The organism is Viridibacillus arenosi (genome assembly GCF_001955655.1).
GTDB classification, from domain to species: Bacteria; Bacillota; Bacilli; order Bacillales_A; family Planococcaceae; genus Viridibacillus; species Viridibacillus arenosi.
This window is the reverse complement of the sequence record NZ_MSPW01000005.1, coordinates 227954-244714: the sequence shown is the minus strand read 5'-3', so window position 1 is coordinate 244714 and position 16761 is coordinate 227954. Positions and strand designations below refer to the sequence as shown.

Below are 16761 nucleotides of genomic sequence, written 5' to 3'. Positions count from 1 at the left end.
GAGCTTTCTGTTCATTAAGAATAAAATATGCTTTTGCTGAGCACCTTTATTGAACTAACGATTCCTGTTAGTTTAACGAATGTTTACTTCCGATGTATTCGGTTTGTAAATTTGTATTTTTACCATGATTAGTATGAAAGCAAGTAGTGAAAATGCAATACCAACCCAGATTAAATTATGTATTCCAAAGTGAGAGATAAACCAACCACTGATAGTAGTTCCAATGGCAATACCAAGATTGGAAAATGAGACAAACAAGCTATTTCCGAATTCCGGAGCTTCTCTTGCCTCTGTCGTTAACCATGCTTGACTGACAATAAGCCCCCCAGAATGCACAGCCCCCCAAATGAATACGATCACAACCATCGGAATGGAATAAGAACCGAGATAATAAGTAAATAAGTATATTACTACAAATAGTAGAGGGAACATGATAACGGTCTTTGTAATACTTTTGTGTAAAAAACCTCCAAATAAAAAATTCCCGAAAATCATAATTGTACCAAAGGCCATCAGCATGATGCTAATCCATGACCCGTTCATATGAGTCACTTGGCTTAGATATTCAGCAAAATAGCTGTACACAGAAAACATAGCTGCAAAGATAAAAATAACTGTTACGATATTTAGCCACAATTGGGGCTTGCGTAATATCCCAAGCTGTTTACCATAAGACAATTTGTCCTTAACAGGCATGGAGGGAAGCCAAGATAGTATTCCTATGAAAGCAATTATACTAACAACGGCTCCAAATAGAAAACCCGCTTCTAGTGAAATCTTTTCTGCGAGATAAGAAGTCAAAGGAACACCAAATGCAAATCCGACCGTTATTCCAGAGAAAACTTTTGTAACTGCTTTGCTACTTTTTTCCGGAGAGACAAGTTTAGCTGCTGTCACGAGGGCAACTGAAAAAAATACAGGGTGAAAAATAGCAGGGATAATGCGGAAAACTAACATCACATCGAACATAGTTGTGTAGGCATAAACAATATTTGAAATTGCAAAAATAAAAACGGAAGTTAATAGAATGACTTTACGGTTAATACCAGAAGCAAGTAATGTCAGGAATGGACCTGAAATGGCAACGACTAAAGAAAATATACTTACAAGCAATCCGGCTTGTGAAGTCGAGATATTAAATTTTTCAGTAATCTGTGGAAGTACACCTATAATACCCATTTCTGTGGTAATAATGCCGAATACGCCTAAAGCTAGAATAATGATAAGCAACGGGTTAATTTTTTTCATTTTAAATGTAATCCTCCATTCGTATATACATATCTGTATTTGTAGATATGTTAAAGTAAAAAAAGACCCCCTTCCTTTTATAGTTTCTTTTTGATGTACTCGGAAAATTCTTGTATAGTTTTTTCGTTCCGACGATAGTACGTCCACTTTCCAATTCGCTCAGATTCCAACAAGCCAGCTTTTTGCATAGTCAATAAATAACTGGAAATAACAGATTGTGCAAGTCCTGCTTTAGCTTGAATATCTCCTACGCATACACCAATTTGGAAATTGAGGTTTTGTTCTAAATAAGGTTTTTCATCAAAGAATTCCTCTGGACTTTTTAACCACAACATAATTTGACTACGAGTTTCATTAGATAAAGCTTTATAAATCAATAAAGGTTCCATGTATTTCATTATATCTATTTTTATAGATTTGTAAATGTAAAAAAGAAATTGGGAAAGAAGTAGTAAATCGAATAAGACCTCATTATATGTGCGTGAAAACTTGGAATCATATTGACGTATTCTATGAAGCAATAGAACAGCATGAATTTTTTAAAAAATGTAGTGATAGGAATTCGATAAAAAAACGATTGCTCAAGGGCAAATATAGTGTTTTCGTATATGTTCTTTATCGATTGACTTGCTCCAGTACAAACATAAAATAAAAACCTCTGCTCAATTAAATGTTAGCAGAGGTTTTATTATATCTTTTTATCGCATTAGAGAAGGGAGAGTATTTCTGAAATCTATCAACCTTCAATCTAGTTACTTTATTTAATACTAGGTAATAACTTATTTAACACTATCGCTACTATTGCCGCTGTTGCAACAGGTGAGCCAAATAAATATTGCACTGTAGTTGGTAAAGAATATAAGAAATCGTCAGGAAGTAGTGTTAACGCTAATGTCAAAATCATTGGTACAGCGATAACGTACATTTCTTTTTCATCAATTCTCTCATTCTTCATCACTTGTAAACCGCTAATCGCAATGATGCCACAAACAATAACGAATACACCACCTATTACGGCTGATGGAATCGCAGAGATTAAAGCAGCTAATTTACCTGAAAATCCGAACAATACAAACCAAGCACCGGCAGCCACAAAGACACGACGGCTTGCAATACCTGTGATAGAAATAACACCTGCATTCGTTGAGTATCCTGTCACGGGAGTTGAGCCTAATAATGAAGCGATAAAACAGCCAATTCCTTCCCCAATAACCCCACGATTAATTTGTTTATCTGTTAATGGTTTATCGATTACATTACTTACAGCAAACCAAGTACCTGTTGTTTCAGCCATTAAAACAATATAAATAATAACCATTGTAATAATCGCAGAAATGTTAAAAGTGAAACTGAAGTCTGCAAAAGGAATTTGGGGCATGCTAAACCATTTTGCTTGAGAAACTGCCGATAAATCTAATACACCCATAAATTTAGCAGCAACACTACCTGCGATTAATGCAATAATTACAGAAGTGATACGGAAAACGCGACCTTTCTTACGGAAGAAAGAACCTAGCATAACACAAATAATTAGTACTATAGCGGATATAAGAGCCAAATAGATGTTTTGGTTGATCGTAGCGCCTGCCCCTTTATAGATATTATCACTTAAACCAACAGGCATTAACGAAAGACCAACGACGAAGATAATTGTACCTCCGACAACTGGTGGAATGAAAGTTTTCACAATCTTATTGAAAACCCCAGTAAAGCCTAAAATGATTACTAAAATAGCACCGATTAAACTTGCTCCTAAAACTGAGCTCCAACCTAGTTCACCACCGCCACTAGCGACATAAATACCAACAATTGCACCAAGTGGAACATAAGATGGACCTTGGGCAATAGGTAGTTTCATACAGAAATAAGTTTGGACAATCGTTGCGATCCCTGCCGCTATAAAAGTCGATTGAATCAAAGCAGTTGCCTGCCCCGATTGTAAACCGATTAACATTGCAATCAGGAAGGGTACTACATAGACGTCCATAGCCATTACATGTTGTAAACCTAGAAGGGCTGATTGACCGAATGATACTTTTTCATCGGGTAAAACGGTTAAATGCGGGGTATTGATTTTATCTTTAGCTAGCTTATTATTTTGCGTTTCCACTAAGATGCACACCTCAAAATTTTAAGTTTGTCTAATGCCTTCATTCCACAAATAATATTTCTATTTTAACGTTAATTATGTTTCAGATTACTTTGTTCTTTCATGAACTTTGTTTCCTTGAACCCAGACTTCACTAATGTTTTCCGGTCGAACAAGATACATAATCTTTTGGAAGATATCGTTTAAATCTTCATTGACATCAAAAATCGGTAGTTTTGCAGATGCTATTTTTGTATCGATTATTTGTGCATCCCAAGTATAGTTTTCTTCTAAACGACCAATAGGTAAGCTTAAACTTTCTCCACCACCAGCAGTTGCTAAATAGAATGCTTCATTTATCGTAATACGAGAATTTGGTACACCACGTTTTTCAGCTGGAAGAGACGCATCAACACCATCTTCTAACATTCTCGATGACATGACTGCTTGTCTAGCATTATCGAATAGACTTGGTGAAAAGCCGCCAGAAACATCAGAACCTAAACCAATATCCACACCTTTTGAATGTAGGTGAGCGATTGGAATGACGCTGTTAGCGAAATAGGCATTGGAGATTGGACAATGACCTACAGCAGTACCTGTTTCAGCAAATAACTCTGCATCTTCATCATTTAAGAAATTACTATGGGCCATCACGGATTTATCGCCTAATAGACCGAAATCATGTAAGGCGAAGGCATCATTCTTTTTGAATCGATCTTGTACATAACCATGTTCCCAGTCACTTTCACTGCAGTGAGATTGAACATGCGTATTGTACTTAGCAGCTAATTCCCCTAAACCTTTTAAAGCACCATCCGTACAGCTTGGTATAAAGCGCGGTGTCACAACTGGGTACACACCTTGTTTTGTTGATTTTGCTAACGCTTTAACAGCTAAGATAAACTCTTCTGTATCTGCTAATGCTGTTTGTGTATCTGCATCACGATAAAAATCTGGGTTTTGTTCAGGGTCATCCATGACAACTTTACCAACTAGACCGCGTTGTCCCTTTTCAGCACAAATTTCAGCTAGCAATAAGCTCGCTTCTTTATGAACAGTTGCAAAATATAGTGATGTAGTTGTGCCATTAGCAAGTAGGGTGTTGACTAAGTCTTCATAGACCTCTTTTGCAAAATCTAAATCAGAAAACTTAGATTCGATTGGGAAAGTATATGTGTTCAACCAGTCATATAGGGGAATGTCTAATGCAGTTCCAGATTGAGCCCATTGCGGAGCATGAACGTGTAGATCGATAAATCCAGGTAAGAAATACTGACCATCAGTCAATTGATGAAAGTTTTCTTTATCTTGATATGTATCTAATAAAGATTGATAATCGATATGTTCTGGTGCAACGACTTTTTCAATCATGCCGTCAGCGTTAATGAAGAATAGATAATCTTTTAGAATTTGTACTTCTTTTGGTGACGTACTAGAAAAAGCCGTCCCCTTGAAAATTTGCGTATATTCAGTCATAAAAATCACCTTAATGTTCGTATTTTATTGATTATATCGATTATTATAGGGCATTCATAATGTTAAGTCTATAAAAAAACGAATATATTGATAACTGTATTTATGAAATCTAGATGATAAATTATTCTGTTTTAGATAATAAATACTTTTTTTGTAAATTGATTTAAAATTCCCTACTCAAATTATGGCATTCTAGATTCTTATTGCGACCTTTTATTTCTTTTAAAATTGAAAATTTATGTTAAAACACAAAAAAGGGATTGTCCCGAAATTAGTGAGGTAGAATAGTTAGACTTATTTTTGATTATTTAATGAATAAGAATAAAAATAGAAAGTTAGTATTCGTGATTCAATAAAAATTATTTAGTGTAGTGATATGAATATAAACAAAAAAGCACCCCCTAACTCCTTAAAATTGCATATCTCATGTTCATTTCGATATGATAAACTTGTAGAACATTATTTAGCATAGGAGTGAAGAATATGTATCGTAAAGTAGAAGATTTTCTCGAAGATTGGTCTGCATCTTCATCGAGCGCATTACGTGTATTTAAAGAATTGACGAATGACAAGTTAGATCAAAGTATTGTGGAAGGGCATAGTACACTTGGATGGTTGGCTTGGCATTTAGTTGGTGCTGGAGCAGCATTTGGTCATTTTGCAGGACTACAAATACCAGGACCTGGCCGTGATCAAGAAGCGCCTACAGACGTAGCTGAAATAGTTGATGCATATGAGCAAGTAATAGAGGCTTATAAAGTAGAAGCAGCAAAACTAACAGATGAAGCATTACTTGAAGAAGTAAATGGTTTCGGAGGGCCGATTGCACGTGGTAAACTATTACGTGCAGTAGTTGACCATCAAACACATCATCTTGGTCAAATGACAGTGCTATTACGCCAAGCCGGATTAACAGTGCCAGGTGTAATGGGACCAACAAAAGAAATGCAATCATAATAATAAAATTGCTTGATGATCAAGCCCACCTTTATAGGTGGGCTTTTGTTGTACAATCAATTACGCTACATAATTTGCAGCTGAAGATGTAAATTGAACCATTCAGGAAATTTAAAAGTTGCCATTATTAATGATTTAACTATAAAATAGGATAGATAAGAATTGGGACTATATCCGTAGACTAATCTACTTATCTATTATTACTTATATGGTTTATGCACCGTACAATCACTTCTACCATCTTCTAGCTAAGAAATTGCCTACCTTCTATATAGGCACAAATGTGTAATACCTCCTGTAACAACACCTGTCAGAAAGACATTATGGACATCTTTGTTATTTATAGCTTAATTAATTGAATATAGTTTTTTGTGTTGGCTATAGGTTGGATTTTAACTATGGAAAGCTTTTTTAACCTGTCAATTTATTCCTTATTCTATAAATAGGTAAGGTTTTTTTGGAGAGGAATTTTTTATTATGGGGTGAGTTCAATGAAAAAGAAATTATTTAGTGTGTTAGTTTTAGTTATTTTTATGTCTTCTTTTACATTAGTTGGTTGTAATTTATTTAAATCCAATCCGTCAAATGAAGAAAGCAAAGAAGTTAATGGGAATAAAAAGGACGAGCTCGTGTTGGCGTTTGATTCTGAGCCAGAAGCTGGCTTTGATCCAACAACTGGATGGGGGCGCTATGGCTCACCTCTATTCCAAAGTACGCTTTTAAAAAGAGATGACAAACTTAACGTCGTGAATGATCTGGCGACAAGTTATAAAGTTAGTGAAGATGGTAAGGTTTGGACGGTGAAAATGCGTGAAGATGTGAAGTTCTCAGATGGTGAGCCACTAACTTCCGCTGATGTTGTTTTTACATTTGAAACAGCTATTAACAATGGATCGGTTGTTGATCTTAATGGTATGGTCAAAGTAGAAGCAGTAGATGATTATACAGTGGAATTCACATTAAAAGAACCGCAATCAACGTTTGCAAACTCTTTGGTTGCAACTGGAATTGTGCCGAAACATGCATATGGCAAAGACTATGCTGAAAATCCAATAGGTTCAGGTCCTTTTCAGCTCGTACAATGGGATAAGGGGCAGCAACTTATTGTAAAAGCTAATCCGGAATACTATGATAAAAAGTCGGATTTGAAACAGATAACGTTTTTATTTTTAAATGAAGATGCTGCATTTGCTGCTGCACAAGCAGGGACTGTAGATCTAGCATATATACCCGCTGCATTTAGTAAGCAAATAGTGAAAGGCATGAGGCTAGAAACAATACAAACAGTAGATAATCGAGGCATTGTCTTCCCGTTTGTAAAATCAGGTGAAGTAAATGAAGATGGTTTACCGATTGGAAATGATGCAACAGCAGATCCAGCTATTCGTCATGCAATTAATATTGGAGTAAATCGACAAGCGCTTGTAGACGGAGTGTTAGAGGGACATGGTACGCCAGCGTATACATCAGTAGATGGTCTTCCTTGGTGGAATTCTGAAACAGTGATAAAAGATGCTGATATGGATAGTGCCAAGAAGTTGTTGAGTGATGCGGGATGGAAAGATACAGATGGAGATGGAATTCTTGAGAAGGGTTCTTTAAAAGCTGAGTTCACACTATATTACTTAGCGAATGATGCAATTAGACAATCACTTGCCATTTCTGTGGCGGATATGATGAAACAATTAGGAATTAATATCAAATTAGAAGGCGGAAGCTGGGACATGATTGCTAAGAAAATGTATTCGAATCCTGTTCTAATGGGATGGGGTAGCCATGACCCACACGAAATGTACAATATTTATAGTAGTGAGTCTGCTGGAATAGAGTATTACAATACAGGTTATTATCAAAATAAAACGGTAGATGAATATTTTGAAAAAGCCCTTAGCTCGAAAGATGAAAAAGAAGCAATAGAGTATTGGAAAAAAGCACAATGGGATGGCACAACTGGTTTAAGTGCAAAAGGTGATGCTCCTTGGGCGTGGTTAGTAAATATCAATCACTTGTATTTGGTGAAAGATGGACTTGATATCGGAGATCAAAGAATCCATGTTCACGGTCATGGTTGGCCTGCTACAGATAACATCGTCGATTGGAAATGGACGAAATAACCATGCCTAAATCCAAAGGCGGAAAGCTTGGGTTATTTATATTGATGAAAGGTGTACGAATGGCTACATTATTGGTAGCCATTTGTTTTATTTCCTTTTTATTAGTGAAAAACTCTCCGATTGATCCAATTCAAGCCTACATTGGTGCTGATATGTTGAAAGTAGGTCCTGAGCAACGAGAGAAGATAGCTGAGTACTGGGGGTTAGATCAACCAGTTATGGTGCAATTTTTAAGTTGGGGCTCTGCTGTATTAAAAGGTGATTTAGGGACTTCGATGATTTTTAGAAGGCCTGTAAGTGAAATTATTGGTGAACGATTTTTAAATTCTCTCGTTCTTATGCTAGCAGCTTGGCTGTTATCAGGTGTTATTGGCTTTGTCATGGGTGTTGTAGCGGCTATGAAAAAAGGGACTTGGATTGACAGAATGATTAAGTGGTACTGTTTCACGCTAGCGTCGACTCCTACTTTCTGGATGGGACTTCTCATTCTTATCGTTTTTGCAGTATGGCTAGGTTGGTTTCCAGTTGGAATGGGGGTGCCAGCCGGGGTACTTTCAGAAAATGTTACTATGATCGATCGAATCCAGCATCTAATTCTACCAGTACTGACACTTAGTATATTAGGTGTTGCTAATGTAGCGCTTCATACTCGCCAAAAGCTAATAGATGTTCTTGCTAGTGACTATGTATTATTCGCAAGAGCGAGGGGCGAGCAAGGTTTTGTCTTATTTTGGAGACATGGATTACGCAATGTTGCTTTGCCTGCAATTACCTTACAATTTGCGGCTTTTAGTGAATTATTTGGTGGAGCAGTGTTGGCAGAGCAAGTGTTTTCTTATCCTGGCTTAGGACAAGCTACCGTAGAAGCGGGGCTTAGAGGGGACGTTCCTCTTTTATTAGGGTTAGTTATATTTAGTACAATATTTGTTTTTGTAGGGAATTTGCTGGCTGATTTGAGCTATCACGTATTAGATCCGAGGATGAAAGAGGTGAGGAAGTTATGATTCCAAGCCTGAAAAATGCGAAAATGAGATGCCCACTCAATCGAAAACAACGAACGTTATTTAAAATCCTAATTTCAATTGTATTTTTAGCCATTGTTATATTAGGTGGTGTTTTACTTGATGAGGAGAGAATTATAACGAATTTGAATGAACGCAATTCAGCGCCCTCGCTAACTCATCTTTTTGGTACGGATTGGTTAGGAAGAGATATGTTTACGCGAACGGTAATGGGACTTTCTTTAAGTATAGGAGTTGGCTTGATTGGAGCAATTGGAAGTACTTTGATTGCTCTATTCCTTGGTATGGCGGCAGCAACAATGGGCAAAATGGCAGATCGTCTTATTTCATGGATCATTGATCTATTTCTAAGTGTCCCACATCTTGTAACCCTAATCCTTATTGCATTTACATTAGGAGGAGGATTCAAAGGGATTGTCATTGGACTAACCTTAACTCATTGGCCAAGTCTTGCACGAGTCATTCGGGCAGAAGTTATGCAAGTTCGTTCCGCAGAATTTGTTCAGGTTTCTCAGAAGATGGGGAAAACCAGGTGGTGGATTGCGTTGCATCATATCCTTCCGCATATTGCACCGCAGCTCCTAATTGGATTTATGTTACTTTTCCCTCATGTCATTTTACACGAGGCTGCAGTTACGTTTTTAGGCTTAGGATTATCACCGCATGAGCCAGCAATTGGAATTATTTTATCAGAATCGATGAAATACTTATCTTCAGGTATGTGGTGGCTCGCTTTCTTCCCAGGGCTTTGTCTGTTGATTGTCGTGAGAACATTTGATCAAATTGGAGAAAACCTTAGAGTGCTCATGGACCCTACTCGGACGCATGATTAATCATAAATACTACGTGTAATATTAAGAGGAGTTAACAAATGTCTATTCTTGAAGTAGAAAATTTATCAGTATCTTTTAAACAATATACAGATGGATTTAAAGAGATAAATCATAAGGTGATTTCAAGTTTAAATGTAACTCTTGAAGCAGGCGAAATTTTAGCAGTTGTAGGTGCGAGTGGATCGGGGAAAAGTTTACTTGCACATGCCATTCTTGGAATCCTTCCGAGCAACGCGAATGTTAGTGGCATCATTAAATATGAAGGTGAGGAATTAACACCTACTCGCCAAACTGCTTTTAGAGGTAAGGAAATCGCTCTTGTTCCTCAATCTGTAAATTTTTTAGATCCTCTTATGCGTGTTGGAAGTCAAGTTCGCACCGCTGTTAAAAATGGGGATGCAGTATCTGCCCAACGGAAAGTCTTTGAACGATATCGCCTTGGAAAAGAAGTTGAAGGCATGTATCCGTTTCAACTTTCAGGGGGTATGGCAAGGAGAACGCTATTATCGACAGCCATGGTAAGTGACGCAAAGGTGATTATTGCGGATGAACCAACTCCAGGACTAGATCCTATTGTTGTAAAAGAAGCATTAGATAATTTTAGGGAATTTGTCGATAACGGTTGTGCTGTCATGTTGATCACACACGATATTGAATCAGCTCTTCAAATTGCAGATAAAATTGCCGTGTTTTATGCAGGGACTACGGTAGAGATAGCACCTGTAGAGGACTTTGTAGGTAAGGGAGAGGCGATACGTCATCCCTATACTAAGGCGTTATGGAGAGCGTTACCTCAAAATGAATTTATCCCAATTCCAGGTTCGCAACCGCATCCGAGTTCATTGCCACCGGGCTGTTTGTTTGCGCCGCGCTGTGAAATGGCAACAGCTGAATGCCAACAAGCACCACCTGAAATGAGGGAACTTCGTGATGGAATGGTGAGGTGTATTCATGCAACTTGAAGCAAAGGACATTGGATTTAGATATAGTGATGGACCATGGCTATTCCAAGGAGTTAATTTAACGTTAGAACCCGGAGAGATTGTAGGTATCACAGGCCCAAGTGGACGAGGTAAAACTACCCTTTGCCGAATATTAGCAGGTTTTGAATCACCTATTGAAGGCGCTGTGTATTTTAATGGAGCTCCATTACCAAAGAACGGATACCATCCTGTTCAAATGGTCCTTCAACATCCAGAAAAAGCGATCAATCCACGATGGAAAATGCATAAAATTCTTAACGAAGGATATCAACCTGATAAAGAGTTGTTAGATTTACTAGGGATTGAGCAAGAATGGCTAACACGCTGGCCGCATGAATTATCTGGAGGAGAGTTACAAAGGTTTTGCGTTGCTAGAGCATTGGGACCGAATACTCGTTTTCTCATTGCAGATGAAATGACAACAATGTTAGATGCAAACACACAAGCACAGATTTGGCATGCTGTTATTGAAATTGCTAAAAAGAGAGAGATGGGGATAGTAGTTGTTACACATGAATATAAGCTAATGCAAAGACTTTGTCATCGTGTGATTGATTTTAATAAGTAATAGTAGAAAAGGAGGTCTCCCTTTAATGGAGACCTCCTTTTTTCTGGAAATTTTTGTGTTACCAGCATTTATCGTTAATCATTTTCTTGTTCTGCCACTTTTTCATGGATTTCTGATTCAATTGCCTGAACAAGGTTATCTTCGAGCTTTTGCTTAGGTTGAGGGTGAAACCATTGAATTTCTCCTTCATGTACAAAGCCTTTGAATTTTTCACCCTGCACTTGCAATGAAAATTGCTGCCGCTCATGTACGCGGTCCTCAAATGCAGGTTTAATTTCAAGGTCTTTTATCTCTTTTGAAATACCATATTGTCTCATTAATGAGTGTATGGTTTTTTCAATGATTTCTACTTTCTTTTCACCAATCATTTGCTTTGGGTGAGGGTGGAGCCAATGGATCTCACCTTCATGAAAATGTCCCTTAAATTCATCCCCTTGAACTTTAAATGTAAATGCGTGTCGTTCGTGAATACGATTTTCAAATACGGTTTCAACTTCAAAATCTTCAAGTTCAGGTTTTGCATTATTATCTTCAGGCATGCGTAATCCCCTCTCACGTAAGTTTCTATTTTTATTTTTTCTCTAGATTATTATGGATATTCGGTACTTATTGAACAAGTACGATATCGAAGTAATCTATTCGTTTTATTATATAGGCTTTAATTGAGACTGTTGTTTAAAAGTGTACAGTTTAGGAGAATCCGATTTTATCTGCACAATGTGGCATTGTAAGTTGTGAAGCCCTTATAGATATCTATTTATGAATATGAAATTATTTTATCGTATTTTTAAAAGAAATAAATGACACCGATTATGTTAGTACTTCCGTAAAGAATTAGGAGTATGATTAGTCCACTTTTCACTAATAATCTTATGGCAGCTATTAAAGATTCGTTCAATCAGTTGTGTTGAATTTGCTAAGATTCTAATGCTGAAGCCAGGCACAGCTAGTCTAGAAATTCCAACTTTAAAATCGGCTTCCTCAATTTGAATTGTTTCATAAAGTTCATCAAGGAGAGCATTATCTGTATTTTCGCTGACCGCAACCATAGAGCCTAAGTGAGTGTAGCCTTCCATAAAACCTAGACCTGACAAGTTTTGGTTATGTGGAGTTAACTTAATATGATCAAACATGCCAAGTTTTCCATCTAAATGAATCTCAGTGACTAATTGAACGGTATCATAGCTAAATCTTGTGCCACTAGGAGACCATCCAGGGGTAAGAATATCTGTATATAGAAAAGTTGCACCACTTTCCATATGAATTACATTCTTTTGCTTATAACGAGCATTTTCATAAGCAATCAATGGATCAGGCAGGTATTCTAAGTAACTTCCTCGCTTTAAAGAAATAGTTGTTTCCTGATAAGCAAAGCTTTTCGGTGTTTTATACACTTTCGTAGCGGATTGCGTTGTTAGTGTTACCTTAGCACCTTCGTTGGCCGATATCTCCATCTTGTATCGATCACCATCTAAATAACCACCGCCGGGATTTAAAAGATAATAGCAGACCTGTCCTGAATTATCGTGGTAAATCGGTCGCATAACTTTCAGTGCACCTTGGAAATACACATTCTTAGCGACGGTTTTTCCTCTTCGTTCTTCTAGGTCTAGAGATAAAACACCAGTCCAGTCTGTCATTTTAATCTAAACCATTTAAGAAAGCGTGTTTCTTAATCCAGTCAATCACTTCAGGTAAACCTTCATCGTTTTTTAAGTTAGTGAAAACAAAAGGCTTGTCTCCGCGGAAAACCTTTGTATCTTTCGCCATTACTTCAAGGCTAGCACCTACATGCGGAGCTAGGTCTGTTTTATTAATGATGAACAAATCGGATTTAATCATTCCTTGTCCACCTTTACGAGGAATTTTCTCACCTTGTGCAACGTCAATAATGTAGATAGAAAAGTCAACGAGTTCAGGACTAAAAGTAGCAGCTAGATTGTCACCGCCGCTTTCAACAAAAATAAGTTCAACGTCTGGATGACGTTCTACTAATTCATCAATGGCAGCGAAGTTCATAGAAGCATCTTCACGAATAGCAGTATGAGGACAGCCGCCTGTTTCTACACCGATAATACGATCTTCAGGAAGAACACCATTTTGTATTAAAAATTTTGCATCTTCTTTTGTATAAATATCATTTGTAACTACTGCCATTTTTATTTCATTTTCAAGATGGCGTGTTAATTTTTCTACAAGCATTGTTTTACCTGCACCAACAGGGCCACCAACGCCAATTTTGATTGGTTCCATTAAAACACTTCCTTTTTTTATTCGTTTTTAAACCTTTAAGACATGAATATACGAATGTTGACACGTTCGTGATTCATTTGAGATAGTTCTATTCCTGGAGAAACTATGCCGAAATCATCTTCTGTTAATTGCATAATACGATCAACGGCACCAGTTATTTCAGGTATAAATTTATGAGATATAGTTTGTCCTGCTGTTTGTCCGAGTGGTATAGCTCGTACCGCATTTTGAACTTGACTAGAAATTGCAGAATATAAATAGTACTGAATAGCTTCTGACTTTGTTACTTCGAGTCCGTGAGCTACCATTGAAAAGACAATAGTAGGGTGACCAAATGAATTCTTCTTTTTAATTTCCTCTTTGTATTTAGAGAGGGTGGGCATTTCATAAAGTGAATCTGTCAGTTGTAGCATTCTCTTTCCAATCATTTGAGTACCTTCCCGTGTTTCTCTAGGTAGGTTTTGAACAGTTAAGAGACGATCGAGTTCCCAGACCTTGTGGAGGTCATCTTCTAAAAGTGCTTCAAAAGCGAAGCGACAAGCAAGTCCATCAGAGTAGATGAGTTGCTCATGTAAATATACTTTAAGCCACTCGAAAAATGATTCCTGGTCATGTACTTTATCTTCCTGTATATAGCTTTCCAATCCAAAAGAATGACTGAAGGCACCAGTAGGGAAATTAGAATCACATAACTGGAATAAAGAAAGAATCTTACTAGTCATGACTATGACCTATATGACGGAAGGCCTGTTTTACTTTTCGTTCTTCGCGTTTAAAAGGAATACCTAGTTCTTGAAGTAACTCCTCAACTAAATAATCGTATTGAACTAACATATCATTTTCTTCAAACTGAGCTGGTAAGTGACGATTGCCAAGTTGATGAGCGATTGTCCCCATCTCTTTAATGTCTCGAGGACTGATGACAAGTAGATCATCAGATAAAACATCTATTACGATCATATTGTTTTCGTCCATATACAATACATCACCAGCAACAAGGTCACGAGGGGCTTTTAAGCGAATGCCAAGTTCGTTACCGTGATCGGTTTTAACACGTTGGATACGCTTCATTAAATGCGCGCTTTCCAAATAGACTTTCTCCATATGGCGTTTTTTTATGTCATTTGGATTCATCTGTTCTAAGTTTGTTACGATTTCTTCAATTATCATTATTTTTCACCTCAGAATAAGAAATAGCGTTGCGCCATAGGTACCGTATCAACCGGATCACAAGTCAGCAACTCTCCGTTTACTTTTACTTCATATGTTTGTGGATCCACTGTAATATTTGGTGTTTCAGAATTTAATTTCATATCTTTTTTAGTTAACGTACGAATTCCGCCAACTGGGAGAATGATTTTATTTAGACCAAGTTTTTCATGAACGCCGTCATCAAATGCTGCTTGAGAAATGAAAGTTGCTGAACTTTTTGCTAAAGCTTTTCCGTGTTGAGCATACATAGGGCGGTAAATATAAGGCTGTGGAGTTGGGATAGAGGCATTCGTATCGCCCATTAATCCAGTAACAGCAAGTCCATTTTTAAGAACCATTTCTGGTTTCACACCAAAAAACTTCGGAGACCATAGTACTAAATCGGCCATTTTGCCAACTTCAATAGACCCTACATGTTCTGATATCCCATGTGTAATGGCCGGGTTAATCGTATACTTAGCGATATAGCGCTTTGCCCGGTTGTTGTCAGCGTGTTTGCTATCGCCTGATAGAAGTCCTCTTTGTTTTTTCATTTTGTCAGCTACTTGCCATGTGCGTAGAACGACTTCGCCGACACGCCCCATCGCCTGAGCATCGGAACTAACCATACTAAATACACCCATGTCGTGTAGGATATCTTCAGCTGCAATTGTTTCTCTTCTAATTCTTGAATCTGCAAAAGCAATGTCTTCCGGAACGGAAGGATTTAAATGATGGCAAACCATGACCATATCAAGATGTTCGTCGATAGTATTTATAGTATAAGGGAGGGTGGGGTTCGTTGATGATGGCAGAATGTTATGATAACCTGCCGATTTGATTAAATCTGGTGCATGACCACCGCCAGCGCCTTCAGTGTGATACATGTGAAGAACTCTGTCTTTTACAGCAGCCATAGTATTTTCCATAAAACCACTTTCATTTAACGTATCTGCATGAAGGGCAACTTGAATGTCATATTCATCTGCTACTCTTAATGCGTAGTCAAGCGATGAACCAGTAGCACCCCAGTCTTCATGCACTTTTAAGCCAATGACACCAGCTCTAACTTGCTCAGTTAAAGGGTCAATTGAAGCTGCATGGCCTTTACCTGTAAATCCAACGTTTATAGGAAGTCCTTCTGCTGCTTCTAGCATACGATGAATATTCCATTCACCTGGAGTAACTGTAGTAGCTTTAGATCCCGCTGCAGGACCTGTACCGCCGCCGATTAATGTTGTTGTTCCAGATGTCAACGCAGTTTGAACTTGTTCTGGATTAATAAAGTGAACGTGTGTATCAATGGCTCCAGCTGTAACAATTAACCCTTCGCCGGCAATTATTTCTGTTGATGCGCCAATGATAATATCTACATTATCCATGACAAGAGGATTACCACTCTTACCTATACCGAAAATTTTGCCATCACGGATAGCTAAATCAGCTTTGCAAATGCCTGTGTAATCTAAAATGATAACGTTTGTTATAACTGTATCCGCAACACCTTCTGCGCGGGTTGCAAGAGGGTGTTGACCCATGCCATCTCGAATGACCTTTCCTCCGCCGAAGACAACTTCTTCTCCGTATGAAGTGTAATCTTTTTCGATTTGAATAAACAAATCTGTATCAGCAAGACGGACTGAGTCACCAGTAGTTGGTCCGTACATTTCAGCATATTGTTTTCGGGACATTTTAAAACTCATGATGCATCCTCGCTTTCTAATTTGCCGTCTACTTTATTATTAAATCCATATACACGGCGTTCTCCTGCAAAATCAATAAGTGGTATTTCTTTCTCATCTCCGGGTTCGAAACGAACTGCCGCTCCAGCAGGGACATTCAATCGCTTGCCGTATGCTTCATTTCTATTAAATTGAAGTGCGTCATTTACTTCGTAAAAGTGGAAATGTGACCCGACTTGAATAGGGCGGTCTCCTGTATTGATGACATTAACAGTAACTACCTCGCTGCCTTCATTACAGATGATCTCTTCTTCTTTTAAAATATATTCTCCTGGTCTCATA

The 16761-nt window shown here is 37.7% G+C and carries 17 protein-coding genes; 6 read left to right on the top strand and 11 right to left on the bottom strand.

The window, feature by feature from the left end; genetic code table 11:
• Positions 1–72 precede the first annotated feature (72 nt).
• From BK137_RS12080 to guaD, 4 genes are all read right to left on the bottom strand, one after another.
• The gene (locus BK137_RS12080) at positions 73–1248 is read right to left on the bottom strand and encodes an MFS transporter (RefSeq protein WP_038186546.1); all 1176 of its coding nucleotides are present in this window, start codon (positions 1246–1248) and stop codon (positions 73–75) included.
• A gap of 77 nt (positions 1249–1325) precedes the next feature.
• On the bottom strand, positions 1326–1637 hold the full coding sequence (locus BK137_RS12075; protein ID WP_038186545.1) for an ArsR/SmtB family transcription factor: 312 nt from the start codon (positions 1635–1637) through the stop codon (positions 1326–1328).
• 368 nt (positions 1638–2005) lie between these two features.
• Positions 2006–3358 carry a uracil-xanthine permease family protein gene (locus tag BK137_RS12070; RefSeq protein ID WP_038186544.1) on the bottom strand — a complete coding sequence of 451 codons (1353 nt, stop codon included), beginning with the start codon at positions 3356–3358 and terminating at the stop codon, positions 2006–2008.
• A gap of 87 nt (positions 3359–3445) precedes the next feature.
• Entirely contained in the window at positions 3446–4816 is a 1371-nt protein-coding gene (guaD, locus tag BK137_RS12065) for a guanine deaminase (RefSeq protein WP_038186542.1), read from the bottom strand.
• Between the two features lie 483 nt (positions 4817–5299).
• Between guaD and BK137_RS12060 the strand changes: the two genes are divergently transcribed.
• From BK137_RS12060 to BK137_RS12035, 6 genes are all read left to right on the top strand, one after another.
• Positions 5300–5773 carry a DinB family protein gene (locus BK137_RS12060; RefSeq protein ID WP_038186541.1) on the top strand — a complete coding sequence of 158 codons (474 nt, stop codon included), beginning with the start codon at positions 5300–5302 and terminating at the stop codon, positions 5771–5773.
• Positions 5774–6264: 491 nt separating this feature from the next.
• On the top strand, positions 6265–7887 hold the full coding sequence (locus BK137_RS12055; RefSeq protein ID WP_038186539.1) for an ABC transporter substrate-binding protein: 1623 nt from the start codon (positions 6265–6267) through the stop codon (positions 7885–7887).
• A gap of 2 nt (positions 7888–7889) precedes the next feature.
• Complete coding sequence (locus tag BK137_RS12050; protein ID WP_051448749.1) at positions 7890–8891, top strand: ABC transporter permease; 1002 nt, start codon at positions 7890–7892, stop codon at positions 8889–8891.
• Complete coding sequence (locus BK137_RS12045; protein WP_038186537.1) at positions 8888–9742, top strand: ABC transporter permease; 855 nt, start codon at positions 8888–8890, stop codon at positions 9740–9742. The genes BK137_RS12050 and BK137_RS12045 overlap by 4 nt, the downstream gene beginning before the upstream one ends.
• Positions 9743–9780: 38 nt before the next feature.
• The gene (locus BK137_RS12040) at positions 9781–10704 is read left to right on the top strand and encodes an ABC transporter ATP-binding protein (protein ID WP_038186535.1); all 924 of its coding nucleotides are present in this window, start codon (positions 9781–9783) and stop codon (positions 10702–10704) included.
• Positions 10694–11293, top strand: a complete 600-nt coding sequence (locus tag BK137_RS12035; RefSeq protein WP_038186533.1) for an ABC transporter ATP-binding protein — start codon at positions 10694–10696, stop codon at positions 11291–11293. Before BK137_RS12040 ends, BK137_RS12035 begins: the two co-directional genes overlap by 11 nt.
• Positions 11294–11367: 74 nt before the next feature.
• On the opposite strand, the gene BK137_RS12030 is transcribed toward BK137_RS12035, so the two are convergent.
• The 7 genes from BK137_RS12030 to BK137_RS12000 all read right to left on the bottom strand — a co-directional run bounded on the left by BK137_RS12030 (position 11368) and on the right by BK137_RS12000 (position 16760).
• A complete protein-coding gene (locus BK137_RS12030; protein ID WP_038186532.1) occupies positions 11368–11832 on the bottom strand; it encodes a hypothetical protein in 465 nt (154 codons plus the stop codon).
• A gap of 276 nt (positions 11833–12108) precedes the next feature.
• A complete protein-coding gene (locus tag BK137_RS12025; RefSeq protein ID WP_038186530.1) occupies positions 12109–12933 on the bottom strand; it encodes an urease accessory protein UreD in 825 nt (274 codons plus the stop codon).
• Between the two features lies 1 nt (position 12934).
• Entirely contained in the window at positions 12935–13546 is a 612-nt protein-coding gene (ureG, locus tag BK137_RS12020) for an urease accessory protein UreG (RefSeq protein WP_038186528.1), read from the bottom strand.
• A gap of 35 nt (positions 13547–13581) precedes the next feature.
• Positions 13582–14268: an urease accessory protein UreF gene (locus tag BK137_RS12015; RefSeq protein WP_038186526.1), complete on the bottom strand. Its 687-nt coding sequence runs from the start codon at positions 14266–14268 to the stop codon at positions 13582–13584.
• Positions 14261–14716 (bottom strand): urease accessory protein UreE, encoded by a 456-nt coding sequence (ureE, locus tag BK137_RS12010; RefSeq protein WP_038186523.1) that lies wholly within the window; start codon positions 14714–14716, stop codon positions 14261–14263. The genes BK137_RS12015 and ureE overlap by 8 nt, the downstream gene beginning before the upstream one ends.
• An 11-nt stretch (positions 14717–14727) precedes the next feature.
• Entirely contained in the window at positions 14728–16440 is a 1713-nt protein-coding gene (ureC, locus tag BK137_RS12005) for an urease subunit alpha (protein WP_038186522.1), read from the bottom strand.
• Complete coding sequence (locus BK137_RS12000; protein WP_038186520.1) at positions 16437–16760, bottom strand: urease subunit beta; 324 nt, start codon at positions 16758–16760, stop codon at positions 16437–16439. Before BK137_RS12000 ends, ureC begins: the two co-directional genes overlap by 4 nt.
• Between the last annotated feature and the right edge of the window lies 1 nt (position 16761).